The organism is Amycolatopsis mongoliensis, assembly GCF_030285665.1.
GTDB lineage: Bacteria > Actinomycetota > Actinomycetes > Mycobacteriales > Pseudonocardiaceae > Amycolatopsis > Amycolatopsis mongoliensis.
This window is the reverse complement of record NZ_CP127295.1, coordinates 6,765,094-6,789,454: the sequence shown is the minus strand read 5'-3', so window position 1 is coordinate 6,789,454 and position 24,361 is coordinate 6,765,094. Positions and strand designations below refer to the sequence as shown.

Genomic DNA, 24,361 nt, shown 5'->3' with positions numbered 1-24,361 from the left:
CGCCGCGATCGCGCGCCGGAAATTACCAAAGGTAAGTTCTGTGGCGGTCTTGACATGACCAATGGTCAGGAGGAAAGTCCTCGCCACCTGATTCGTCTAGACCAATCAGGGAGCTCCGGCGGACGGCCATCCTCAGGAGGAGACCCATGTCCCGCAGAATCCGGACCACCACAGCAGCACTGACGAGCGTCGCGACCGTGGCGGCGACGGCCCTGATCCTTTCCGGTGGGGCCGACGCCAGCCCGGCGGCCGCGGCGGCCGACTGCGGCGTGCTGTTCGACGACTTCCACTACGCCTCCCCCACCGACTCCGCGTTCGGCGGCGCCGGCTGGACCACCCGCAACGACGTCGGCAGTCCCGGCGTGGCCGGCGCGCGCTGGCTCACGAGCAACGTCAGCTTCCCGACGGTGAACGGCGAGCGCGTCGCCCAGCTCGCCGCCAGTACCGACGGGAGCTCCGCCGGCACGACGCACTCCGAGATGTACCAGAACCAGTTGCGGTTCTTCGAAGGCACGTACGCGAGCCGGGTCCGCTTCACCGACGCGCCGGACAGCGGCACCGACGGCGACCACGTCAACGAAACGTACTTCACGATCTCGCCGCTGCGGTACGACCGTGACCCGCTCTACAGCGAGCTGGACTTCTCGGAGTACCTGCCCAACGGCGGCTGGGGCGGCCCGACGGCCGACTACCAGACCAGCTGGTACACGTACTGGAACAACCCGACGTGGGACGGGCTGCGCACGTCCACCGCGCAGAACCGCAGCTTCGCCGGCTGGCACGACATCGTGACGCAGGTGTCGGGCGGGCACGTGAAGTACTACATCGACGGGGTGCTCACCGCGGACCACACGACCGACGCGCAAGGCGACCCGGTGACCCCGCGGACGCCGATGTCGATCAACTACAACATGTGGTTCATCGACACGGCGGGACACACGAGCGGGAACAGCGTGTACACCGAGCAGGTCGACTGGACGTACTACGCGGGCAACCAGGTCGTGTCGCCTTCGGACGCGGTGGCTCGCGCGGGTTCGTACCGGACGGCCGGGACGTCCCATGTGGACACCGTGAACGGCTGCACGACGCCGACGAGCCCGCCGCCGGCCACCACCACTCCGACCACGCCGACGACTCCCACCACGCCCACCACGCCCTCGCAGCCCGCCAACTGCTCGACGGCGGCGGAGTGGGACTGGGGCACGGTGTACCTCGCCGGCCAGCGGGTGAAGCACAACGCGCACCTCTGGCAGGCGAACTGGTGGACGCAGGGCTCCGAGCCGGGGCTCACCGCCCAGTGGGCCGACCTCGGCCACTGCTGACACCCACGCCGTAGCCGCCACCGGCACCGCGGCCGACGCCGGCCTGGCCGCGGCCCGGGTTCCAGGGACCAGCCCGGGCCGCGGTCACCCTCCCCCACTGCACCCCAGCGCCCCAATGTGGCGTTCGGTGCGCCTGACGCACCGAACGCCACATTGGGTGCGTCCCACGCAACCAACGCCACATTGGGGCGCTCGCCGCCCACCCCACGACTCCCCCGCCGCCATTCCAGGAGTTTCCCGTGCGCAGACGCACCTTCGCCGCCGCACTGGCCGTCGCCGCCGTGACCGCCAGTGCCGCCTGCGGTACCGACACCCCTGCCCCCGCCGCCCAGGGTGGGCAGCTGACCGTCTGGCTGATGAACGGCGACCTCAGCGACAAGGCCACCGCGGCGATCAACGCCGCCTTCGAAAAGGCCACCGGCGCGAAGGTCACGGTGCAGATCCAGGAGTGGGACAACATCAACACCAAGATCAGCACCGCACTGGCCCAGGACACCACCCCCGACGTCATCGAGATCGGCAACACCGACGTCCCGCTGTTCGCCGCCAACGGCGCGCTCACCGACCTCACCCCGCACCGGGACGAGCTCGCCGGTGGGCACACCTGGCTGCCCGGCCTCGCCGGACCGGCCACAGTGGACGGAAACGTCTACGGCGCACCCCTGTTCGCGGGCAACCGGGCGGTCATCTACGACAAGCAGGTCTGGGCCGACGCCGGGATCACCGCGCCGCCGAAGACGTTCACCGAGCTCACCGCCGACCTCGACAAGATCAAGGCGAAACACCCCGCCGCGGACTACTCCGCCTTCCACTTCCCCGGCAGGTACTGGTACGGCGCGCTGCAGTTCGTCTGGGACGCCGGCGGGCAGCTCGCCACGCAGAAGGACGGCAAGTGGACCGGCGCCCTGGAAAGCCCCGAGGCGCAGAAGGGACTGCAGGCCTGGAAGGACTTCCAGAACACCTACTCCTCCGCCGCGTCCCGCAACGTCGACACCAAGGCGCCCGACCAGGCCGCGATCTTCTCCGCGGGTGGCGCCGGCGCGATCCTCGACACGAGCGTCAACACCGTCGTCAAGAACAAGCCGGAGCTGAAGGACCGCCTCGGCACCTTCCCGTTCCCCAGCGCCACGCCCGGGAAGACGCAGCCGGTGTTCCTCGGCGGGTCGGACCTCGCCGTCGCGGCCAAGAGCCACCACCAGGACCTCGCCCTGGCCTACCTCAAGGCCGCGACGAGCCCCGCCGTGCAGCGCGACGCGATCGTCGGCATCGACGGCTGGACGCCCATCTCGACCGAGCTGATCGACGAGATCACGCCCACCCTGCCGCCGCTCAACACCGCCTTCGCCACCGCGGCCAAGACCAGCGTCGCCACCCCGGCCGCCCCGGGCTGGGCGACCATCGAGAGTGACAAGTCGATCAACACCTTCTTCGCCGACATCGCCACCGGACGCCGGCCGATCGCCGACGCCGCCAAGGACTTCGACGCTCACCTGACCGAGGCGCTGGGCGCCCGCTGACCGGCGGGGTGGCCCGGCCGACTGCCGTCCCCAACCGGGCCGCCCCGCCCCTCTTCCGCGAAGGAGTCCTCCTGTTGCTGATCCGACCAAAAGTAGGCCGGCCCTCGAGCGGTACGTGCCATTGCCACGAAAGCCATCCGGCCGTGACTGTGGTCGGTTTGGCAACGAACGGCACAGTGCTGGTGAAAGCGCCGCCCGAAGCCCCGCCGAGACCGGCCACGCCGCGCCGGCGCCGGTCGCTGCTGCCCTACGGCCTGCTGCTGCCCGCGGCCGTGCTGCTCGGGCTCGTCCTGGGGTATCCCCTGGTCCGGCTCGTCGTCATCTCGACGCAGCGGTACGGCCTGCGGTCGCTGTTCACCGGCACGACGAGCTTCGCGGGCTGGGACAACTACGCCGCCGTCCTCGGCGACGACCAGCTCCTCCCGGTCCTCGCGCGCAGCGTCGGGTTCTGCGCGGCGCTGGTCCTCGGCACCCTGGTCATCGGGTTCGGCGTCGCGCTGTTGCTGCAACGCCTCGGCCGGGGCATGCGCACGACCGTCACGCTCTGCCTGATCGCCGCTTGGGCGCTGCCGAACGTAGCGTCCACTCTGGTCTGGCAGTGGCTCTTCCAGCCCGGGTACGGCGTGGTCAACTGGCTCCTCACCCAGGTCGGCTTCGGCGACCTGACCCAGCACGACTGGACGACGTCGCCCGCGTCGGCGTTCACGCTGGTCTGGCTGCTGGTCGTGTGGCAGTCCGTGCCGTTCGTCGCGCTCACGCTCTACGCGGGCCTGTCGCAGATCCCGCGGTCCTACTACGAAGCCGCCGCGCTCGACGGCGCCGGGCCGTGGCGGGTGCACCGCACCATCACCGTCCCGTTCCTGCAGCCGATCCTCGGCCTGGTCACCATCCTGTCGGTGATCTGGGACTTCACCGTGTTCAACCAGATCTGGATCCTCACCCAGGGCGGCCCGAACGACGGCACGACGACGCTGGGCATCTGGACGTTCACGAGAGCCTTCAGCGGCAACAACTTCGGCCAGGGCGCCGCGATCGCCGTCGTCTCGGTCGCGCTGCTCGTCGGCATGACGGCCGTGTACGTGCGCCGTCTCGTCCGCTCCGGGGAGGACCTGTGATGCGGCGGGCCGGCCGCAATGTCGCAGCCGCGTTCTTCTGCCTGGTGTGGATCTTCCCGGTCTACTGGATGGTGCTGACGGCGTTCAAGCCGGCGGGCAAGATCCTGCAACCCACACCGCAGTTCTTACCGGTGGACGTCACCCTGGACAACTTCGCCGACGCGCTCGCCAAACCGGGCTTCGTGCCGGACCTCGTCAACAGCGCCGTGGTGGTCGTCGCGGTCGTGGCCCTGTCCATCGTGGTCGCCTTCCTGGCCGCGACGGCGTTGACGCGCTTCCGGTTCTTCGGGCGCCGCAGCTTCCTCATCGGCGTGCTGGTGCTGCAGATGGTGCCGGTGCCCGCCCTGGTCATCCCGCTGTTCCTCGGCCTGAAGAGCGCGCACCTGCTCGACACGCTGTTCGGGCTGATCCTGACGTACGTGGCGCTCGTGCTGCCGTTCACGATCTGGACGCTGCGCGGCTTCCTGCACGGCATCCCGGTCGAACTGGAGGAGGCGGCGATGGTCGACGGCGCGACGCGCGGGCGGGTCATGCGTTCGGTCCTGCTGCCGCTGGTGCTGCCCGGGCTGATCGCGACCAGCGTGTTCGCGTTCATCACGGCGTGGAACGACTTCCTGTTCGCCTACGTGATCATGAAGGACAGCTCCGGCTACACGCTGCCGGTGTGGCTGGTGTCGTTCAGCACCAGCACCGGCACCGACTACGGCGGCCTGATCGCCGCGTCGACGCTGTTCGCGCTGCCCGTCGTCGTCTTCTTCGCGCTCGTGCAGCGCCACCTGGTCGAAGGCATGACCGCGGGCGCGGTGAAGGGCTGATGACCATCCCCCACCCCGCGCGGCTGACGCGCCGCGCCGGTACCTTCGCGCCCGCCGGCGGCCTGCGCGTGCGGGCCGGCCGCGGTGCCGAGCGCGCGGCCCGCCTGCTGGCCGGGTACCTGCCCCGGCCGTCGATCGACCACGGCCCGGCGATCCGCCTCGACCTCGTGCCGGACGCGCACCACGGGCCGGAGGGCTACGAACTCGACGTCACGCCGACGGACGCGCTCCTCACGGCGTCCACCGAAGCAGGCCTGCGCAACGGCGTGCAGACCGTCCGCCAGCTGGTGCCGCTGCACGGGCCGCCGCGGCTGCCGTGCCTGCACGTCCGCGACGCGCCCCGGCTGCCCTGGCGCGGCGTGCTGCTCGACGTCGCCCGGCACTTCATGCCGCTGGAGTTCCTCCGCGAGTTCGTCGACCTGCTGGCGCTGCACAAGTACAACGTCCTGCACCTGCACCTGACCGACGACCAGGGCTGGCGGATCGAGATCGACGGCCGGCCCCGGCTGACCGAGATCGGCGCGTGGCGCACCGAGTCGATGGTCGGGGCGGCCGGCAGCGGCGTCCACGACGGCGTCCCCCACGGCGGCTTCTACACCCAGCGCGAGCTGCGTGAGCTCGTCGCCTTCGCGGCCGATCGCGGCGTGCGGATCGTGCCGGAGATCGACCTGCCCGGGCACGTGCGCGCGGCGCTGGCCGCCTACCCCGAGCTGGGCAACCGGCCGGACGTGCCGCTGCCGGTGTGGACGGGGTGGGGCATCAGCCCGGACATCCTCGGCGTGCACGACGGCGCGTTCGCCTTCTGCCGGGAGGTGCTCACGCAGGTGGCCGACGTCTTCCCGGCGCGGCACCTGCACATCGGCGGCGACGAGTGCCCGACGACGCAGTGGGCGTCGAGCCCGTTCGCCCGGGAAAAGGCGGCGCGGCTCGGGTTGCGCGACACCGCCGAACTCCACCCGTGGTTCCTGGGTGAGCTGCACCGCGTGGTCGAAGGCCTCGGCCGGCAGGCGGTGTGCTGGGACGAGACCGGCCACGCCGCGGGCCGGCTGCCGCCGGAGCTGGTCGTCACGGCCTGGCGCGACGCCGCGCACGGCGCCCTCGCGGTGGCCCGCGGCCACCAGGTCGTGATGGCACCGCACACGTCGACGTACTTCGACTACCGGCAGAGCGAAGAACCCGGCGAACCGCCACGGATCGACGTAACGACGCTCCGGGACGTCTACCGCTTCGACCCGCTGGAAGGCGGGCTCCCGGTCAGCGACGGGACCCGGCCCGGGGTGCTGGGCACGCAGGCCCAGCTGTGGACCGAGCACGCCCCGACGCCCGACCACGTGCGCCACCTGGCGTTCCCGCGGCTGTGCGCGCTGGCCGAGCGCGCGTGGTCACCACCGGAGCGCCGTTATGCTGATTTCCAGGAGCGCCTGGCCGGTCACCTCGAGCGGCTGCGCGCCCTGGACGCCCTGCCGAAGGAGCGCGTCCGGTTCGCCGGCGCGCTCGGAGTATCCGGGAAGACGGTGCCTTGACCGCTGTGCCATCCGGGGCTTCGCCCCAGGCCGGGGGCTCCGCCACCCGGAGCCCCCGAAAAGAAGGTGACGAGCCGGCGGACCGCCCGCCCACCGTGAAGCGCGACCGCGTCCGGCGGCACCTGCTCAAGGTGATCGAGAACGCCGGCCCCGGCACCGGGCTGGCTTCCGAACGCGATCTGGCCGCGGAGCTGGGCGTGTCCCGCCCGACCGTCCGGGCGGCCATCGACGAGCTGACCCGCACCGGGCTGCTGGTGCGCCAGCGCGGGCGGGGGACGTTCACGAGCCCGCAGAAGGTGACCCAGGAACTGGCGACCGGGCTCGCGGTGCCGCCCGCGGAGGGCCACTGGACGAGCCGGGTGGTCGCGTTCGCGGTGTCCCCCGCCCCGCGGTCCCTGGCGGCCGACCTGGAACGGGAGGCGGGGACGCCGGTGCTGCGCGTGACGCGGGTCCGGCACGTCGACGACGAGCCGATCGCGATCGAGCGGCTGGCGCTGCCCGCGTCCCTGGTCCCGGGGCTTTCCCCCGCGGAGCTGGAATCGGGCAACTTCTACCGGCTGCTGCGCGAGCGGTTCGGGATCGTGGTGCAGGACGCGGTGCAGACGATCGAGCCGGCGGTGACGAATCCGGAGCAGGCCGAACTGCTCGAAATCGCGGTGTACGCGCCGATCCTGCACATCGAGCGGCTGACCCGCGACACGACGGGTCAGGTGGTCGAGCTGACGCGTTCGGTCTACCGCGGTGACCGCTACCGCATCACGTCGAAACTCCGCTTCGACGCCGAATCGGGCTGACCTTGAGCGGCACACCCGACCTCGGTCCGCCGCCCCGGCGGGTCTCCGTGGACACCGACCAGGTGCGTCGGCTGGTCGGCGACCAGTTCCCGCGGTGGGCCGGCCTCCCGGTCCGGCCCGTGTCCGCGAGCGGCTGGGACAACTGCACCTTCCACCTCGGCGACGGAATGGTGGCGCGGTTGCCCAGCGCGGCCGAGTACGCCCTGGCCGTCGAGAAGGAGCAACGGTGGCTCCCGGCGCTCGCACCCCGGCTGCCGCTGCCCGTCCCTGTGCCGCTGGCGCAAGGGCGTCCGGGTGCGGGCTATCCGTTCCCGTGGTCGGTCTACGCGTGGCTCGACGGTTCGCCGGCTCGCGCGGACCGGATCGCCGAGCCCGTCCGGTTCGCCCGCGATCTGGCCGGGTTCCTGGCCGCTTTGCGCAGCATCGACCCGGCCGGTGGTCCCCGGCCGGGGAAGCACAACTGGTTCCGGGGCGCGACCCTGCGCACCTACGACGGCCAGGCTCGGCGCGCGCTCACCGCACTGGACGGCACCCTCGACACCGACTTGGCCCGCGAAATCTGGGAAACCTCGCTGAACGCGTCCTGGGACGGCGTGGACGTCTGGTTCCACGGCGACATCGCCCCGGGCAACCTCCTGCTCGACGACGGGGAGCTGGCGGCGGTCATCGACTTCGGGACCTGCGGGGTCGGCGACCCGTCCTGCGACCTCGCCATCGCCTGGACACTGCTGACCGCCGAAGGCCGGCAGGCGTTCCGCGAACGCCTGTCCGTGGACGAGGCGAGCTGGGTACGCGGACGCGGCTGGGCACTGTGGAAAACGCTCGTCACCTGCGCCCGGGCCGACGAGGAAGCCTCCGCCGCGCGTCGCGTCCTCGATGGGATCTTCGCCGAATATCTATCCGGTGAATAATTCTTCGCGCCCACCGGAAACCATATTTCTTAGTCTCCACTCGTTACCCGAAAGAGTGACGGCGTAGCGGCATCCGAGTGACCACCCGCCGGAAACCTTTTCGCCCCAGCAGGTCCGCGATATTTCACACCGGTAACGAACTGCGCTGTTGGTTTCGCCTTTCTGGCGCCCGGGTGAGAGCGCTTCACCACACTCCCCGCGGCGCATAGGATTTTCTTTCGGCCAGGAAACCGTTTCTGGGACCAACCGTTGCGAGAGAATCGAGGACCATTCATGCGAAGACGCATGCTGGGGGCCGTGCTGCCCCTGGTGCTCGTCGCGGCCGGCGCCGCCGCGCCGCCCGCGGCCGCCGACCCCGCCGCCGTCTCGGCGCTGACGAAGTCCGTGCAGGGCACCGGTTCCCCCGCCGACCACGGGTCCACCGCGAACTGGGTCATCGGCTACGACGACCAGGCCACCGGCCCCGGCGCCGCCACCATCACCGACGCCGTCGGCGCGGGCCAGGCCTTCCAGTCCGGTTCGCTGCACGCGCCGCCCGGGTGGACGCCGTCGTGGTCGACCGACGGCAGCACCTTCACCGGCACCGAACCCGCGTCCGGGGTGACCGCCGCGCGCGCGACGAACCCGGACGCCGGACCCGACGCGACGTCGTTGTCCGGCGCGCTCACCCCGCCCGTGCAGGCGGTGACGACCGCGACCGGCGGCGACGGCTTCTCGCCGATCCTCTACCGCACTCCGGGCGGCATCCTGCAGGCCTGGAACATCTACCACCACCTCGGCGCGACGTCGCCGAAGGTCGTGTGCACCGACCTCGCCACCGGGCAGCGCTGCCCGGGCGGCCCGTGGCCGAAGGTGCTCAACACCGCGCCGGGCCCGCTCGGCACCCTGGGGGCCGGGGACATCGCCACCACCATGGTGCAGCAGTACGTCCGCGACCCCGCGGCGCCCGCGAAGGTCTACTACCCCGCCGTCACGGCCGCGTCGGTCGGCGTCGGCTGCCTCGACCTGGCCGCCGCCGCCAACTGCGGGTACTGGCCGCTGGCCGCCACCGGCGGGTCGCCGCCGGTGAACAGCCTCACCGGGCTCGTGGAGAGCGGCGGCAACCTCTACGGCGTCGTCAGCAGCGGCGCGGTGGTCTGCTGGACCATCGCCTCCCGGAGCGCCTGCGGCGGCCAGCCGTACGCGCCGGTCGTGCCGGCCGCCAACCAGCCGTACGTCTACGGCGCGCTGACCCTGGTGGCGGGCAAGGTGTTCGCGTCGACGTCGAGCCCGGGCACCGCGCAGCAGCCGACCCTGGGCTGCTTCGACCCGGCGACGGCCACGGCGTGCGCCGGCTGGGCTGCGCCGCGGCCCACCGGACCGGCCGGCAACTACACCTACAACGCGTACACCGCGTTCAGCACGGCCGGCACCCCGGTGGGCGCGTGCTCGTCGACGAGCGTCACCACGACCGTCACGACGTGCTACGCGCTCGACGGGTCGGTGCTGCCCGCACCGCCGATCACGGCGCTGCCCGCGGGGGTGATCTTCTTCAACCCCGAGGTCGTCACCGATCCGAACGGCCACGTGCGCAGCTACGTGCCGATCTGGGGCGGGCCGTACGTCGGCGCGACGCTGTGCCACGACTGGACGACGGCGTCGGCGTGCGCGGGCCTGCCGGGCCCGATCACGCACCCGTCGGCGAACGGCGGGGCCACGCGGGACTACGGGTACACCTACGACCCGCCGTCGGGCTGCCTGATCGGCCTGGGCGACGCGGGCGTGCTGTTCTCGATGGACCCGGCGACCGGGGCCACCCCGTGCGTCCGCTCGGGCGGCCAGGTGACGCTGCGGCCGGGCGATTTCTACTGTGACGGCGGCAACCACGTCCAGGGCTACACGGCGGCCCGGCTGACGGGCGTCGACCCGGCGAACGTCGACTTCGCGGCGTCGCGGGTGACGGTGGTGGACCAGGATGGCGTCCCGGTGCCGACTCCGGGCTTCGCCCCGGACGGCTCGGTGGACCTGACCGGGGTGCCGGTGGCGGCGCACCCGTCGATCACGGTGACGACGACCCTGGTGCTGCACAACGGAACCGGCTTCAGCGGCCGCCTGGTGGTCGACTACGCGGGCGACGCGCCACAGCTGTGCTTCCGCACGACGATCGCGGCGGACTGCGCTGTCTCGAGCGTGGCGAACACGGCGACCGGGACGGACTCGACGGGTTCGTTCACGTCCAACACGGTGACGCTCCCGGTGGCGCCGGGCGCGTCGTGCACGCCGAACGTCAAGGTGGAGAAGGAGATCTGCACGTCCGCGTCGGCTTCGAAGTGCGGTCCGGGTGGCGCCGGGCCGTGGGCGAAGCAGGCGGGGGTGGGCCTGCTGGGCCTGCTGAACGCGACGGCGTACTGGCGGATCACGGTAACCAACGAGGGTCCGGTGGGCATCGCGTCCGCGCACGTGGTGGACAGCGTGGAGCCGTCCTGCCGGACGGGTCCGTTCACGCTGGCGGCGGCGCAGTCGAAGCAGGTGTACTGCTCGACCTACGCGTTGCTGAGCCTGTTCCCGATCACCAACCAGGCGAAGGTGAGTTACGTGCCGGCGAACGTTCCCCCGGGGACTCCGCCGTCGCACACGGGGTGGTCCTCGGCGAAGGCCTGTTCGCTGCTGTGCATCCTGTAGGGGATTGAGGTGACGGCCCGCGGGGAAGTTCCCCCGCGGGCTGTTCCCGTTCGATCCGAGGAGTGTCGTGGCCGATCTCGCAGAGCGATACCGCGCTTACCTGACCTGCCTGAACGAGCGGCGTTTCGACGACCTGCCGGACTTCGCGCACGACCCGGTCGTCCACAACGCCCGGACCCTGAGCATGGCGGACTTCCAAGCCCTCCTGAAACGCGACGCCACCGAGATCCCCGATCTCACCTACGTGATCGAAAGACTCGTCGTCCAGGACGACCAGGTCGCCTGCCGCATCCGGTTCGACTGCACGCCCGCCGAAGACTTCCGCGGGCTGCCGACCGCCGGCCGGGCCCTCTCCTTCGTCGAGCACGTCTTCTACCGCTACGAAGACGGCAGGATCGCCGAGATCTGGTCCCTCGTCGACACCGACGCCATCCGCGAACAGCTCACACCGTGACGGCCTTTTCCGCCGGGACCGCGGCAGGCGCTTCGGGCTTGATCGGCGGCGCCATCAGCACCGCGCACAGCGGGACCGCCATCGCGATCGCCGCCAGGACGAACACCGGGAACAGGAACGAGAACACCTCCACCCCCGCCGGGTCCGGGGCGTTCATGTTCATGTTCATCCGGATCGCCGCCATGCCCGTGTAGTGCATGCCCGTCACCGCCGCGCCCATCACGAAGCCCGCCAGCAGCCGCAGCGACAGCCGGTCGAGGAACACCGCGAACCACAACGCCGCCGTCGCCGCGACCACCGCGATCACCACCGACAGCGCGACCAGGCCGCCCTCGTACCCGAAGTCGCCCTTCACGCGCAGGGCCGACATTCCCGTGTAGTGCATGAGGTTCACCGCCAGGCCCGTGATGACCCCGCCGAGCGCGAGCCGCCACCAGCCGAACTTCGCGCGGCCGCCCACCACCACGAGACCGGCGAACACCGACGACACCGAGAGGATCGCCGAGAGCACCGTGCGGAAGACGTCGTAGCGGACCGGCATCCCGGGCGTGCTGAACCCGAGCATGGCCACGAAGTGCATCAGCCAGATGCCGACGCCGCCGATCGAGATCGCGGCCAGCACCAGCCACCGCATGCGGTGGCGGGGACTCGCCGCGTGGCGGGCCTGGACCGCGCACGCCAGCCCGAGCGCGCAGCCGACCACCGAGGTCAGGTAGGCGAGCACGAGCAGCCAGTGCCCGAGGGCGAAGTGTTCCATGGTGAGTCCCTTCCCGGGGCTACAGGTCGCGCAGGCCGTGCAGCACGCGTTCCATCAGGTCGTGGCGCTCGTCCCAGGTGGACGTGTCCGACAGCGTGTCGCGGACGATCACCAGGTTGTCCTGCATCAGGTCCGACACGAGCACGCGGACCACGCCGAGCGGCAGCGCCAGCAGCGCGGCGATCTCCATCAGCGACCGCGGCCGGACGCAGATCTCGGTGACCTGCGCCAGCGCGCTCGACGTGAGGTAGGCCGCCTCGGCCCGGCCCGCCGCCGTGGTCTCGACGAGCGCTTCGACGGCGATCTCGACCGTCGGCGCCGTCCGGCCCTCCGTCCAGGCGTACGGGCGAGCCAGCGACGCGCTGCGCCGTGGCTCCTCCCCGTACGGCCCGGGCGGCGGCTCGTCGATCACCGGTGGTCCTGGGCCACCGGTATCTCGCGTGCGGGCACGTCGACCTTCTGCCCCACTCGCTCGACCAGCATCGTCATCTCGTAGCCGACCAGCCCGATGTCGCAGCCGGTCGAGGCGAGGACGACCAGGTTCGAGCCGTCGCCCACGCTCATCAGCAGCAGGAACCCCTGCTCCATCTCGATCACCGACTGCACCACCCGCCCGGCGGTGAACAGCTCCGCGGTGCCCAGGGACAGGCTGGACAGCCCGGCCGCGATGGCCGCCAGCTGGTCGGCGCGCTCGCGCGGCAGGGTCTCGTCGGCGGCCACGAGGAGGCCGTCAGCGGAGACCAGCACGGCGTGCGCGACCCCCGAGACGTCCTGGACGAATCCGTTGACCAGCCAGTTCAGCGTCGCCGTCCGCTCGGGCGGCGCGGCGGAAGAGGGGAAGGCCAAGGTCCCGCTGAGAGAGCGGGCCGCCGGTTCGGCGCCGGAGCGCCGAGGCTGCACGTCGGGAAGTTCCGTCATCGCGGATCCACTTCGTCCTTTCCGGATTCTTCGGCGCGGGCCGCGGTCTCCCGCCGGGCCGCGCGCATCCCCTGGTAGTGCCGGGAGAGGCTGGTGCGGACGGCGGCGGCGTCGCGGAACGCCCCGCCGGTCTGCTCGCGCACGCGCGGGACGACCGCGCCGGGGGCGAGCTGGGCCCCGGGCCGCCGGGTCGGCAGCCCCGCGTCGGTGAGCCGCTGCGCGATCGACGGCTTGAGAGCGCTTTCGGCGGCTTGGCGCGTGCGGTCGGCCGGCGTGTCCCACTCCCCGACCGGCGCGGCGGTCTTTTCGGGCCGGGCCGCGGGCGTTTCGGCCGAAGTGGGCCAGTCGGCGGTGGTCGGCGCGGGCTCCGCGCCGGACGAGGCCGCGGCTTCGGCCGGGGAGGCCGGTTGCGAGGTGGATTCGGCCGGGTCGGCCAAGGGGGCCCGGTGCGCCGCGGTGGTCCCGTTCTGCCCGGCTCGATCGGCCGCGACCGCGGACTCGTCGGCCGCGGGCGGCCAGCCCACCGGGTCTGCCGGCGCCTCGGATCTGGTGGCCCGGCCGTTCGTCGCCGGAGGCGGCCACTCCACCGGCACGTCCCGCCGGGGCAGCGGCTTCGCGACCGGCTCGGTGAACCAGCTCGTCACGACCTGCTCGAAGATCGGCGTCGACGCCTGCTCCGGCACCACCGGCGGCCGGGTGTGGCCGTTGCGGCCGGTCCCGGCCGTCGCGAGCCGGCCGGCGCCGATCGGGCGGGCCAGGTCGGCGATCACCAGCGCGCCCGGGACGTGCACGCTCGCGGTCACCCCCGCGTGCCGTGCTCCCGTCCCCGTCGCGCGCAGCCGCACCGTGACGCCGTGCAGCGCGGCGAGCCGGCCGACCACGAACAGCCCCATCCGGCGGGTCGTCTCCGGGCCGACGGTCCCCGCCGCGGCGAGGCGGTCGTTCACCGCCGTCAGCTCCGCCGGGGTCATCCCGAGGCCCTGGTCGACGACCTCGATGAGCAGCCCGCCGTCGGCGCCGCGGTCGGCCGTCAGCGCGACCTTGTGCTCCGGCGGGGAGAACCGCGTCGCGTTCTCCAGCAGCTCGGCGAGGATGTGCACCACGTCCGCGGCCGCTTCGGGCTGCACCGAGCTGCGCGGCGCGTTGCCCATCGCCACCCGCCGGTAGTCCTTGACCTCCGACGTCGCGGCGCGCAGCAGGTCGCGCGTGGGAACCGGTTCCCGGCCGTGCCGGACCGGGCGGCCGCCCGCCAGGACGTGCAGGTTCTCACCGTTGCGGCGCAGCCGGGTCGCGATGTGGTCGATCCGGAACAGCTCGTCGAGCCGGCGCGGGTTCTGCTCGCCGGCCTCGAGGTCCTCGATGATCGACAGCTGCTGCTCGACGAGGGACTGGCTCCGCCGCGAGAGCGTCATGAACATCTCGCTGACCTGCTTGCGCAGCTCGGCCTGCTCGACGGCGAGCCGGACCGCCTGGCGGTGCATGTCGTCGAAGGCGTGGGCCAGCTGCCCGATCTCCTCCTCGGTCTTGATCCCGGAGTCGGGCACCGCGCGCCAGTCGATGTCGTGGCCTTCGCGGACCTGCCGGACGGTCTCCGGGAGCTGTTCGTTCGCCGCGCGCAGGGCGGCCGCGCGCAGCCGGCGCACCGGCGTGACGAGCGACCGCACGACCAGCAGGGCGATCGCGAGCGCGCCGAGCAGCGCGCCGAGGACCAGTGCCGTGTCGCGCAGCGAGTCCGACCGGGCGCGGTCGGCCGCGGCCGAGACGTCGCCGGCCAGCTTCGTGGCGACGTCGTTCAGCACACCGGTCACCCCGGTGGTCTCGGCGGTGATCGAGGGGACGAACGAGGCGAGCGCCGCGCCACCGCTGTTACCGGGGTTCTGCAGGGCGTCGAGCCGGCCTTCGGCGGAGCTCGTCGCGGCCTTCAACCGGTTCAGCAGGTCGCCCGAGAGCTGGTGCTCGGCCTGCTCGCCGAGCACCTCCTGCTCGGCGGCGGTCTGCACGACGGCCGGGCGCAGCGAAGCGTCGTCCGGACTGGTCTGGGCCGCCCGCGCGTAGGTTCCCTCGGTGGCCAGCTCGGCCCGCAGGTGCACGAGCAGGCGGGCGGTTTCCGCGCCGGCAGCCGCTTCGGTGCCGGCGTCGGCCGGGACGAGCGCGGGCACCAGGTCGCCGAGCGTGGTGATGATGTCGTTGTACCCGGCGGCCTTCGTGCGGACGTCGCCGCCGCCGGCGCCGGCGGCGCGGATGCCGGCGAGCTTGCCCAGCGCGGTGTTCACCGCCCGGCCGGTGTCCGCGGGCAGCGGCGAGAAGCCGCTGTCGCGCTGGATGGCGGCCACCTTCGCGTCGACGGCGGCGGTCAGCGTGTCCGGCGCGCCCGCCGGGACCGCCACCGCCGCGACCATCTCCTCGCCCAGCGACGCGGTCAGGTCGACCGTGTCCCGCAGCACCGGCAGCCGGTCGCGCGCCGCGCTGAGCGCGGTCGCCCGGTCGAGCTCGCCCTGGATCCGGATCTCCGCGAGCGCCACGGCGACCAGGACCGGCAGCAGCAGGACGACGCTGATCTTGGTGCGGACGCTCCAGTGCGCCGGCCACCACGCTGAGTCCGCCGGCAGGCGGGGCGTGGATCTGCTTTCGTGCATGGCGGAACCGCTCGATTCCCAGCCGCGCGGACGGCTGACGTCGAACTCGGACAGGAAGATGGCCCCAGGGCCGATCGCCTCTCTCCCGGGGTCTGGGGAAGCCGTGGCGGTGATCGAACCGACCAGCAGAGAACATCACGCCCGGCATCCTTGTCAACCCTAAGGACCGGCGTTTCGGAACGGGGGGAATGAATTCCTTCGACCGCACTCCGACAGTTCACGCATAGTGCCCCGTCGGTCGCTGCTTGTACATCGTACAAGCACTGTTCGCCCAGCTCCAGGCCCTGACATCAGGTAAACAACGGGCCCTTGCCACACTGGCGGCAAATTTACCCACAGCGGCGGCCGGGGCGAATTCGTGGCGAAGTCGGCCATTATTCGAATGGTTTGTTATTAATTCCCGCGCCGCCTGGGTGGGCGGCCCGGCGGAGGACGCGGCAGAATCGCCGCCGTGACCGATGTGGACGATGAGACCGGCGGCCCGGCCCACGGCAAGCGGGTCGGGTGGGTCGAGCTGTACTTCGACCTGGTCTTCGTGTTCGCGGTCGGCCAAGTCGCGCACGGCATGGTCACGGACCCGCACTGGGCGCGCGCCGCCGCCGCGCTCGGCCTGTTCGCGACGCTGTGGTGGACGTGGATCGGCTTCGCGGTCCTCTACAACCGCCGCGGCGACGACAGCCGCGCCGCCGACCGGCTGTTCGTGCTCGCCGGCACCATCCCCTGCGGGATCGCCGCGACGCAGGCGCACCACGTCTTCGAAGGGCACCCGGCGATCTTCGCGGCGGCGATGGCCGGGGTCCGCCTGATCCTCGCGGCCGCGCACCGCTGGCCGGCCCGCCCCGGCCTCGACCAGAGCCGGATCAGCTGGGGCTACACGGTTTCGGCGGTCCTGTTCGGCGTTTCGGCGGTCCTCCCGTACACCTGGGCGGTGTGGGCGTTCGCGCTGCTGCAGGAGGCGGGGTTCCTGCTGCTCGGCGAGCGCCGCGGACGGCGCCGCGGCGAGTCCCGGCAGCGGCCCTCGCGGGCGGAGCGGTGGCGGCTGCTGCTGAAGCCGCCCAGCGACCCGAACCTGGCGGTCGACTCCGCCCACCTCGCCGAGCGCTTCGGGCTGTTCATGATCCTGCTGCTCGGCGAACTGGTGATCACGGTCGGCACGGCCGCGCTGGAGCGCCCGGCCGACGACGTCGCCTACTGGGCGTCCCTGGTCGCCGGCCTGGTGATGGCGGGCGCGCTGTGGTGGCTCTACTTCTCCTCGGCGGCGCGGATCTACGAGCGCATGCTCGACCTCTCCGGCGGCAACCCCGCGCTCGCGTATTCGCTGTACGCGGTCGGCCACCTCTTCCCGGCCTTCGCGCTGCTGCTCGTCGCGGCCGGGGTGAACCTGTCGCTGCACGAGTCCCCGCCCCAGGCGGCGGCGTGGTTCACGACGACGGGCCTGACGACGTACCTGGCCGGCACCCGCGTCTTCGCGGTGCCCGGCCGCCCGCGGTGGTACGCCGGCCTGGCCCGGATCGCGGCCCTGGCGGCCACGGTGTGCCTCGCGTTCCTGGCCCGGGTCCTGCCGGCTCCCGCGGTGGTCGTGGTGATCGCGGTGTGGGCGGTGGGCAGCACGCTCGGGGCGGCGGGCATCCGCCACCGCGCGCTCGACCGCATGGGCGACGACCCGGTGGCGTTCCTGCGCGGGATCCAGGAGCAGCGGCACCGGGCCGCCGGCGAGAGGACGACCGGAAGCTGACGAGCGGCCGTTCGCCCGGCCGCAAGAGCTGATGAGGCGGCTCACCTGACGGGGTTCCGCCGAACCGGTGACGCGGTTCGCGCATACTGGAGGGGTCCTCGGCCCTGGAGGAGACGATTTGAGCGCCCCCGCGGATCCCTTCGTGCACCCCGCCCTGTTCTACCGCGACGACGCCGAGTACCTGGCCGGGACCGTGCCCTTCGTGCGGAGCGGGCTCGCCGCCGGCGAGCCGGTCGCCGTCGCCGTGCCGGGGCGGAACCTCGAACTGCTGCGCCGGGAGCTCGGCTCGGACGCCGCCCGGGTCCGCCTGCTGGACATGACCGACGCCGGCCGCAACCCGGGGCGGATCATCCCGCGCGTGCTGCGGGCCTTCGCCGACAGCCACCCGGACGGCCCGGTGCGGATCATCGGCGAACCGATCTGGGCGGAGCGCTCGGACGTCGAGTACCCCGCGTGCGTGCAGCACGAAGCGCTCATCAACCTGGCCTTCACCGGCCGGGGCATGACGATCCTGTGCCCGTACGACGTTTCGCGCCTCGACGCGGCCGTGCTCGCCGACGCCGAGGCCACGCACCCCGTCCTGATCGACGGCGCCGGCCGTCGCCCCAGCCCGGCGTACGCCCCGGAAGACGTCCTCGCCCGGTACAACCGGCCGCTGCCGGACCGTCCCGCGGCGGACCGGATCGCCGAACTGCCGGACACCACGAACCTCGCCGCGGCCCGGGCGCTGGTCCACGTCCGCGCGGACGGCACCGGGCTGAGCGCCGACCAGGTCGCCGACGTCGAGGTGGTCGTCACCGAGCTGCTCTCCAACTGCGTGGAGCACGGCGCGGGGACCGGCACCGTCCGGCTGTGGAGCGAAGACGGCGAGTTCGTCTGCGAGGTCCACGACGGCGGCAAGCTGGCCGACCCTCTGGCCGGCCGCCGCCCCGCGACGCCGGAGCAGCCCCGGGGCCGCGGGCTGCTGCTGGTCAACTACCTCGCCGACCTGGTCCGCCTGCACACCGGCGACCACGGCACGACGTTCCGCGCGTACTTCCGCGCCTGAGCCGGCTGGGCGCAGGCCGGCTCGACCGAGAGATCCTGCGGTGATCTCCGGCCTGGTCGCGCGAAAGCCGGCCACCCGACCGTCCGGAACCCGGCGTCCCGGGTGCGCAAACGTTCGCGAGCCGGCTAGGGCACGGCGGTGAGGACGGTCGGCAGTACCTCCACGCGCGTCGCCGGATCGGTGTCCGCGCTGTCGGGCTCCCCCATCCCATCAGGGTCCCACGATTTCCGGGCACCACGAATCGCCGGCCCGGGCGAGGCCGGCGATGCCCGCGACCGGCTCAGTTCGGGATCTCGGTCGCCCGTTCCCAGCCCGACGGCAGCCGGCACACGTTCAGTGCGTGGTCGAGGCCGCTGCCGGCCAGCGCCCGGCGCACGACGCGGTTGTCGCCGGTGACGATCCGGAGGGTGGTGCTCTCGCGGACCGTCCGCACGTGGATGTCGGCGAGCACGGACAGCCCGGCCGAGTCCAGGAAGTCGACCTCGGACAGGTCGAGCACCAGGACCGGGAACTTCCGGTGCGCCCACGTGCTGAGGACCGAGGCCAGCTCGACGGCGCTGTCTTCCTCGAGCGCGCCGCGGATCCGGACCATGACCGCGCCGAAGTACGGCCGGATCACCTTGATCTCGAACGCGCTTCGGTGCATGAGGGGAGGCGGCGGGGCCATCGGGATCGCCGTCGCGGGGTGTTGCACGACCAACATGTTCTGTACGCCTTCAGTCGCGGATGGCGTGCCGAGCGGTGTCCACTGCCCGCTCGAACGCCGGCAAGTCGGGGGAGGGCGGCTGCTCCTGAACCGCACCCTCGCAGCCTAATACTTGATCCAAACGGCGCAACCCCGCCAACGGCCGAAATCCCACTCCGCCACTGTCCTCCGAAAGCGCGTCTTCCCGGCGTCCGTACCAAAAACCGGCGCTCGGGGCCCTCCCCCTTGACAGCCCGTGCGGGTGACGGTCATGCTCGACGACGTCTCAGGGTTCCTGATATAGCGCACGGAGGTGCCCGGCGTGACCCGATCGCCGCACGGCCCGGCCGACTTCGGCCTCGGCAGCTGGCCCGCGCGCCGGGCCCGGATCTCCCCCGGCCGCACCGCGCTCGTCCAGCCCGGCCGCACGCGCACCTACGCCGGGCTCGCCGACCGCGTCGAACGGCTGGCCGGCGCGCTCGCCCGGCTCGGCGTGCGCCCGGGCGACCGCGTGGCCTACCTCGGCGTCAACGACGTCACCGTCTTCGAGACGCTCTTCGCCACCGCCCGACTCGGCGCGCTCTTCGTGCCGCTCAACTACCGGCTCTCCCCCACCGAAATCCGCTACATGCTCGAAGACAGCGGCGCTGCGGTGCTGGTGCACAGCCCGGACACCGACGACCTGCTGACCGGGCCGCTGCCGGAGACGCTCCGGCACGTCGTCGCGACGGACCCGGCGTCGTGCCCGGCGGGCGGGCTGGACTTCGAGGCCGAGGTCGCCGCCGCGGGCGACCCGCCGCCCGCCGAAGTACGGCTCGAGGACCCGTGCCTGCTGCTCTACACCTCCGGCACCACCGGCCGCCCGAAAGCCGCGGTCCTCACCCACGGGAACCTCACCTGGAACACCGTCAACCAGCTCGCCCACCTCGACGTCCTGGGCACCGACAAGGCGCTGTGCATCGCGCCGCTGTTCCACTGCGTCGGGCTGGGCCAGATCACGCTGCCGACGCTGTTCAAGGGCGGCAGCGTGGAACCGGTGGCGAAGTTCGACCCGGGCGCGATCCTCGGCCGGATCGGCGAGGCCGGGATCACGAGCTTCTCCGCGGTCCCCACGATGCTGGAGATGCTGTGCCGCCACGAGGCCTGGGACCGCACGGACCTGAGCTCGCTCACGTGCGTGCTCTACGGCGGCTCGCCGGTCGCCGAGCGCGTCGCCCGCGCGTGGCTCGACCGCGGCGTGCAGCTCCTCCAGGGCTACGGCATGACCGAAGCCTCGCCGGGCGTCTCGATGGCCACCCACGAGGGCACACTCGACCACCCCGTCGCCGCGGGCGTGCCGCACTTCTTCACCGACGTGGCCGGGCTGGGCCCCGACCTGGCTCCCGAGCCGCTCGGCGAGACGCCCGCGGAGCTGCTGGTGCGCGGCCCGCACGTGTTCGGCGGCTACTGGAACCGGCCCGAAGAGTCGAAGGCGAGCTTCGTCGAGGGCGACTGGTTCCGCACCGGCGACGTCGTCCGCGTCGACGACGACGGCTGGGCCCACGTCGTCGACCGCGTCAAGGACATGATCATTTCCGGTGGCGAGAACGTCTACCCCGCCGAAATCGAGGCGGTCGCGGTCCGCCTCGACGAGGTCGACGCCTGCGCCGTGGTGGGCGTGGCCGACGAGCGCTGGGGCGAGGTCGGCGCCGCCTTCGTCGTCCGCCGGGCCGGCGCCCGGCTCGACGAAGCCGCTTTCCGCGCCCACCTCGAGCAGCACCTCGCCCGCTACAAGCTGCCGAAGTACGTGCAGTTCATCGAAGCCCTGCCGGTCAACGCCACCGGCAAGATCCGCCGCGTCGAGCTGCGCGCGCGAGCCGCCGAATCCTTCCCGAACGGACCCGCATGACGATCCCGCTCCTGCCCCCTTCGCTGCGCCTGGAACTGCTCGGCGACGTCGCCGTGCTGCGGCTGGCGCGCCCCGAGAAGCGCAACGCCCTCGACGACGCCACCGTGCTCGGCCTCGAAACGTTCTTCGGCGCCCCGCCGCGCGGGATCAAGGCCGTCGTGCTCGACGCCGTGGGCGAGCACTTCTCCGCCGGGCTCGACCTTTCCGAGCTCACCGAGCGCGACGCGTTCGAAGGACTGGAGCACTCGATGATGTGGCACCGCGCCTTCGAGCGGCTCGAACGCGGGCGCGTCCCGGTCGTCGCCGTGCTCCGGGGCGCGGTCGTCGGCGGCGGCCTGGAGCTCGCGGCGGCCGCGCACATCCGCGTCGCCGAGTCCTCGGCGTTCTACGCGCTGCCGGAGGGCCAGCGCGGCCTGTTCGTCGGCGGCGGCGCATCGGTGCGCGTGCCGCGGCTGATCGGCGTGCACCGGATGGCCGACATGATGCTCACCGGCCGCGTGCTCGACGCCGACGAGGGCCACGCCGCCGGGCTGTCGCACTACCGCGCCGACAACGGCTTCGAGCACGCGCTCGGCCTGGCCCGCAAGATCGCCGAGAACTCCCCGATCACGAACTTCGCCGTCCTGCAGGCGCTCCCCCGGATCGCCGAGGCGAATCCGGCCGAGGGCTACCTGATGGAGTCGCTGATGGCCGCCGTCGCGAGCGGCAGCGCCGAGGCCAAGGAACGGATGCAGGCGTTCCTGGACAAGCGCGCCGGGAAGGTCGGCCGATGATCCTGCGCCCGGTCGCACCCGACGTCCGCGAAACCACCGAGATCGGCCGGTACCTGGCGTGGCTGGCCGCCCGCGGCCACGCGTTCGACGACTACGCCGCGCTGCACCGCTGGTCGGTGACCGACCTCGACGGCTTCTGGTCGTCGGTCAAGGACTTCTTCGGCGTCCGGTTCCACTCCCCCGCCCGCGCGGTCGTGCCGGACCCGCGGATGCCCGGCACCGAGTGGTTCCCCGGCGCGACCCTCAACTACGCCGAGCATGCCCTCGGCGGTCCCGCGGACGACGTCGCCGTCATCGCGTACTCCCAGACCCGCGAACGCACGGAGCTGACGTGGGGCGAGCTGCGCGACCAGGTCGCCCGGGCCCGCGCGGGCCTGGCCCGGCTCGGCGTCGGGCGCGGCGACCGTGTCGTGGCGTACCTGCCGAACATCCCCGAAACCGTGGTCGCCTACCTGGCCACCGCGAGCCTGGGCGCGGTCTGGGCGTCCTGCGCGCCCGAGTTCGGCGCCCGCTCGGTGGTCGACCGGTTCGGCCAGATCGAACCGCGGGTGATGCTGACGGTGGCCGGCTACCGCTACGGCGCCAAGGACGTCGACCGCCACGCCGAGGTCGCCGGGATCCGGGCCGGCCTGCCCACCGTCGAGCACGTCGTCCACGTGCCCTACGGCGACCACGACCTCCCGGACACGCTCGCCTGGAGCGACCTGCTCACCGAGAGCGCGCCCGGGTTCGAACCGGTCGGCTTCGCGCACCCGCTGTGCGTGCTGTTCTCCTCCGGCACCACCGGCAAGCCGAAGGCGATCGTGCACGGCCACGGCGGGATCCTGCTGGAGCACCTGAAGAACCACGGCCTGAGCTGGGACCTGCACCCCGGCGACCGGCTGCTCTGGTTCTCCACCACCGCCTGGATGATGTGGAACGCGCTGGTGTCGGGGCTGCTCACCGGCGCATCGATCGTGCTGGTCGACGGCAACCCGCTGCACCCGGACCTGGCGTGGCAGTGGCGGCTGGCCGCCGAAACGCGCGCGACGCTGATGGGCGCGAGCCCGGGCTTCCTGATGGCGTGCCGGAAGGCGGGCCTCGAGCCGGCGTCCGAGTTCGACCTGACCGCGCTCCGGCAGATCGGCGCGGCGGGCAGCCCGCTGCCGGCCGAGGGCTACCACTGGGTGCGGGACGTCTTCGGGCCCGGCGTACTGCTCAACGTCGGCAGCGGTGGCACCGACGTCTGCAGCGGGATCGTCCAGGGCGGCCCGCTGCAGCCCGTCGTCGCCGGCGAGATCTCCGGGCCGTGTCTCGGGGTCGACGCGAAGGCGTTCGACGAGCACGGCACCGAGGTCGTCGGCGAGCTGGGCGAGCTCGTCATCACCGCGCCGATGCCGTCGATGCCGGTCGGGTTCTGGGGCGACGCCACGGGTTCGCGCTACCGGGAGACGTATTTCTCGGCCTATCCCGGCGTCTGGCGGCACGGCGACTGGATCCGGTTCTCCCCCGAGGGCAGCTGCGTCATCGCCGGGCGCTCGGACGCGACCCTCAACCGCGGCGGCGTCCGGCTCGGCACCGCGGAGTTCTACGCCGTCGTCGAGGAGCTGCCGGAGGTCGAGGACGCCCTCGTCGTGCACCTCGAGGACCCCGCCGGCGGCAACGGCGACCTCCGGCTGTTCGTCGTCCTCCGGGACGGCGTCTTGGACGCACCGCTGCGCGAGAAGATCGCGACGGCGTTGAAGAGCGCCCTGTCGCCGCGGCACGTGCCGGACACGATCACCGCCGTCCCGGTGATCCCCCGCAACCGCACCGGGAAGAAGCTGGAGCTGCCCGTGAAGAAACTCCTGCTCGGCGCCCGGGCCGAAGACGTCGTCGGCCGGGACGTGCTGGCCGATCCCACCGCCCTGGACCACTTCGGGACGCTCGCATGAGCACCGTCGCGGTCGTCGGCACCGGCGTGATCGGCGCGAGCTGGGCGGCCCTTTTCCTCGCCCACGGCCTCGACGTCGTCGCCACGGATCCGGCCCCCGGCGCCGAAGAACGGTTGCGGAGCGCTCTCGAAGGCGCGTCGACGGATCGGCTGCGCTTCGCCGCCGACGCCGGCGAAGCGGCCGCCGCCGCGGACTTCGTCCAGGAGAACGGTCCTGAGCGCGAGGACGTCAAGCACGCGTTGTTCGCCGTCCTCGACGAGGCCGCGCGGCCGGACGTGATCCTGGCGAGCAGCTCGTCCGGACTGCTGCCCAGCGTCATCGCGCGTGGCTGCCCGCGCCATCCCGAGCGGCTCGTCATCGGGCACCCGTTCAACCCGCCGCACCTGATCCCGCTCGTCGAGGTCGTGCCCGGCCGCGACACCGCGCCCGAGGTCGTCGACCGAGCGGTGGAGTTCTACACCTCGGTCGGCAAGCGGCCGATCCGGCTGGCCCGGGAAGTCCCCGGCCACATCGCGAACCGGCTGCAGGCCGCGCTGTGGCAGGAGGCGTACTCGCTGGTCGAACGCGGGGTCGCGACGGTCGCCGACATCGACACGGCGATCGCGTACGGGCCCGGGCTGCGGTGGGCGGTGCTCGGCCCGTTCCTCAACCAGCACCTCTCCGGCGGCGCGGGCGGGCTCGCGCACGTCCTGGCCCACCTCGGCCCGCCGACCGAAGAGTGGTGGCGCGACCTCGGCCGCGTCCACCTGACCCCGGAGCTGGTCGACACGCTCGTCGCCGGGGTGGACGCCGAACGGGCCGGCACCGGCGACGATGCCCTCGTCGCCGCCCGCGACGCCGTCCTGCACCGCCTGCTGGCCGCCAAGGCCGCGCAGCCCGACCTGCCCTGAACCTGG

General features: G+C 72.5%; 20 protein-coding genes. 15 read left to right on the top strand and 5 right to left on the bottom strand.

Annotated features, from left to right (window positions below; genetic code table 11):
- Positions 1 to 146: 146 nt before the first annotated feature.
- From QRX60_RS32560 to QRX60_RS32520, 9 genes are all read left to right on the top strand, one after another.
- Positions 147 to 1,322, top strand: coding sequence for a carbohydrate-binding protein (locus QRX60_RS32560; RefSeq protein ID WP_285995260.1), 1,176 nt, complete (start codon positions 147 to 149; stop codon positions 1,320 to 1,322).
- A gap of 239 nt (positions 1,323 to 1,561) precedes the next feature.
- Positions 1,562 to 2,839 (top strand): extracellular solute-binding protein, encoded by a 1,278-nt coding sequence (locus tag QRX60_RS32555; RefSeq protein ID WP_285995259.1) that lies wholly within the window; start codon positions 1,562 to 1,564, stop codon positions 2,837 to 2,839.
- A gap of 176 nt (positions 2,840 to 3,015) precedes the next feature.
- Positions 3,016 to 3,954, top strand: a complete 939-nt coding sequence (locus QRX60_RS32550; RefSeq protein WP_285995258.1) for a carbohydrate ABC transporter permease — start codon at positions 3,016 to 3,018, stop codon at positions 3,952 to 3,954.
- Positions 3,951 to 4,769 (top strand): carbohydrate ABC transporter permease, encoded by an 819-nt coding sequence (locus tag QRX60_RS32545; RefSeq protein WP_285995257.1) that lies wholly within the window; start codon positions 3,951 to 3,953, stop codon positions 4,767 to 4,769. The genes QRX60_RS32550 and QRX60_RS32545 overlap by 4 nt, the downstream gene beginning before the upstream one ends.
- Complete coding sequence (locus QRX60_RS32540) at positions 4,769 to 6,292, top strand: beta-N-acetylhexosaminidase (RefSeq protein WP_285995256.1); 1,524 nt, start codon at positions 4,769 to 4,771, stop codon at positions 6,290 to 6,292. The genes QRX60_RS32545 and QRX60_RS32540 overlap by 1 nt, the downstream gene beginning before the upstream one ends.
- A gap of 95 nt (positions 6,293 to 6,387) precedes the next feature.
- On the top strand, positions 6,388 to 7,086 hold the full coding sequence (locus QRX60_RS32535; RefSeq protein WP_285995255.1) for a GntR family transcriptional regulator: 699 nt from the start codon (positions 6,388 to 6,390) through the stop codon (positions 7,084 to 7,086).
- 2 nt (positions 7,087 to 7,088) lie between these two features.
- The gene (locus QRX60_RS32530; protein ID WP_285995254.1) at positions 7,089 to 7,997 is read left to right on the top strand and encodes an aminoglycoside phosphotransferase family protein; all 909 of its coding nucleotides are present in this window, start codon (positions 7,089 to 7,091) and stop codon (positions 7,995 to 7,997) included.
- 273 nt (positions 7,998 to 8,270) lie between these two features.
- Positions 8,271 to 10,658: a DUF7617 domain-containing protein gene (locus tag QRX60_RS32525; RefSeq protein ID WP_285995253.1), complete on the top strand. Its 2,388-nt coding sequence runs from the start codon at positions 8,271 to 8,273 to the stop codon at positions 10,656 to 10,658.
- Positions 10,659 to 10,725: 67 nt separating this feature from the next.
- Complete coding sequence (locus QRX60_RS32520) at positions 10,726 to 11,112, top strand: ester cyclase (RefSeq protein WP_285995252.1); 387 nt, start codon at positions 10,726 to 10,728, stop codon at positions 11,110 to 11,112.
- Here QRX60_RS32520 and QRX60_RS32515 read toward each other — a convergent pair.
- Genes QRX60_RS32515 through QRX60_RS32500 form a run of 4 tightly spaced genes read right to left on the bottom strand, consistent with a single transcriptional unit; the run spans position 11,102 to position 15,423 of the window.
- Positions 11,102 to 11,869: an MHYT domain-containing protein gene (locus tag QRX60_RS32515; RefSeq protein WP_285995251.1), complete on the bottom strand. Its 768-nt coding sequence runs from the start codon at positions 11,867 to 11,869 to the stop codon at positions 11,102 to 11,104. The genes QRX60_RS32520 and QRX60_RS32515 overlap by 11 nt on opposite strands.
- Positions 11,870 to 11,888: 19 nt before the next feature.
- Positions 11,889 to 12,281 carry a DUF742 domain-containing protein gene (locus tag QRX60_RS32510; protein ID WP_285995250.1) on the bottom strand — a complete coding sequence of 131 codons (393 nt, stop codon included), beginning with the start codon at positions 12,279 to 12,281 and terminating at the stop codon, positions 11,889 to 11,891.
- Positions 12,278 to 12,787, bottom strand: a complete 510-nt coding sequence (locus tag QRX60_RS32505; protein ID WP_285995249.1) for a roadblock/LC7 domain-containing protein — start codon at positions 12,785 to 12,787, stop codon at positions 12,278 to 12,280. Before QRX60_RS32505 ends, QRX60_RS32510 begins: the two co-directional genes overlap by 4 nt.
- Entirely contained in the window at positions 12,784 to 15,423 is a 2,640-nt protein-coding gene (locus tag QRX60_RS32500; RefSeq protein ID WP_285995248.1) for a sensor histidine kinase, read from the bottom strand. Before QRX60_RS32500 ends, QRX60_RS32505 begins: the two co-directional genes overlap by 4 nt.
- A gap of 451 nt (positions 15,424 to 15,874) precedes the next feature.
- Between QRX60_RS32500 and QRX60_RS32495 the strand changes: the two genes are divergently transcribed.
- Positions 15,875 to 17,158, top strand: coding sequence for a low temperature requirement protein A (locus QRX60_RS32495; protein ID WP_285995247.1), 1,284 nt, complete (start codon positions 15,875 to 15,877; stop codon positions 17,156 to 17,158).
- 118 nt (positions 17,159 to 17,276) lie between these two features.
- Positions 17,277 to 18,206 (top strand): sensor histidine kinase, encoded by a 930-nt coding sequence (locus QRX60_RS32490; RefSeq protein WP_285995246.1) that lies wholly within the window; start codon positions 17,277 to 17,279, stop codon positions 18,204 to 18,206.
- Between the two features lie 280 nt (positions 18,207 to 18,486).
- On the opposite strand, the gene QRX60_RS32485 is transcribed toward QRX60_RS32490, so the two are convergent.
- On the bottom strand, positions 18,487 to 18,909 hold the full coding sequence (locus QRX60_RS32485) for an STAS domain-containing protein (protein ID WP_285995245.1): 423 nt from the start codon (positions 18,907 to 18,909) through the stop codon (positions 18,487 to 18,489).
- Positions 18,910 to 19,213: 304 nt separating this feature from the next.
- Here QRX60_RS32485 and QRX60_RS32480 point away from each other — a divergent pair, with 304 nt between their 5' ends.
- The 4 genes from QRX60_RS32480 to QRX60_RS32465 are packed head-to-tail and all read left to right on the top strand — an operon-like array spanning position 19,214 to position 24,355.
- A complete protein-coding gene (locus tag QRX60_RS32480) occupies positions 19,214 to 20,779 on the top strand; it encodes an acyl-CoA synthetase (protein WP_285995244.1) in 1,566 nt (521 codons plus the stop codon).
- Positions 20,776 to 21,552 (top strand): crotonase/enoyl-CoA hydratase family protein, encoded by a 777-nt coding sequence (locus tag QRX60_RS32475; RefSeq protein WP_285995243.1) that lies wholly within the window; start codon positions 20,776 to 20,778, stop codon positions 21,550 to 21,552. Before QRX60_RS32480 ends, QRX60_RS32475 begins: the two co-directional genes overlap by 4 nt.
- Positions 21,549 to 23,465: an acetoacetate--CoA ligase gene (locus QRX60_RS32470; protein ID WP_285995242.1), complete on the top strand. Its 1,917-nt coding sequence runs from the start codon at positions 21,549 to 21,551 to the stop codon at positions 23,463 to 23,465. Before QRX60_RS32475 ends, QRX60_RS32470 begins: the two co-directional genes overlap by 4 nt.
- Complete coding sequence (locus QRX60_RS32465) at positions 23,462 to 24,355, top strand: 3-hydroxyacyl-CoA dehydrogenase NAD-binding domain-containing protein (protein ID WP_285995241.1); 894 nt, start codon at positions 23,462 to 23,464, stop codon at positions 24,353 to 24,355. Before QRX60_RS32470 ends, QRX60_RS32465 begins: the two co-directional genes overlap by 4 nt.
- The last annotated feature ends 6 nt before the right edge of the window (positions 24,356 to 24,361 follow it).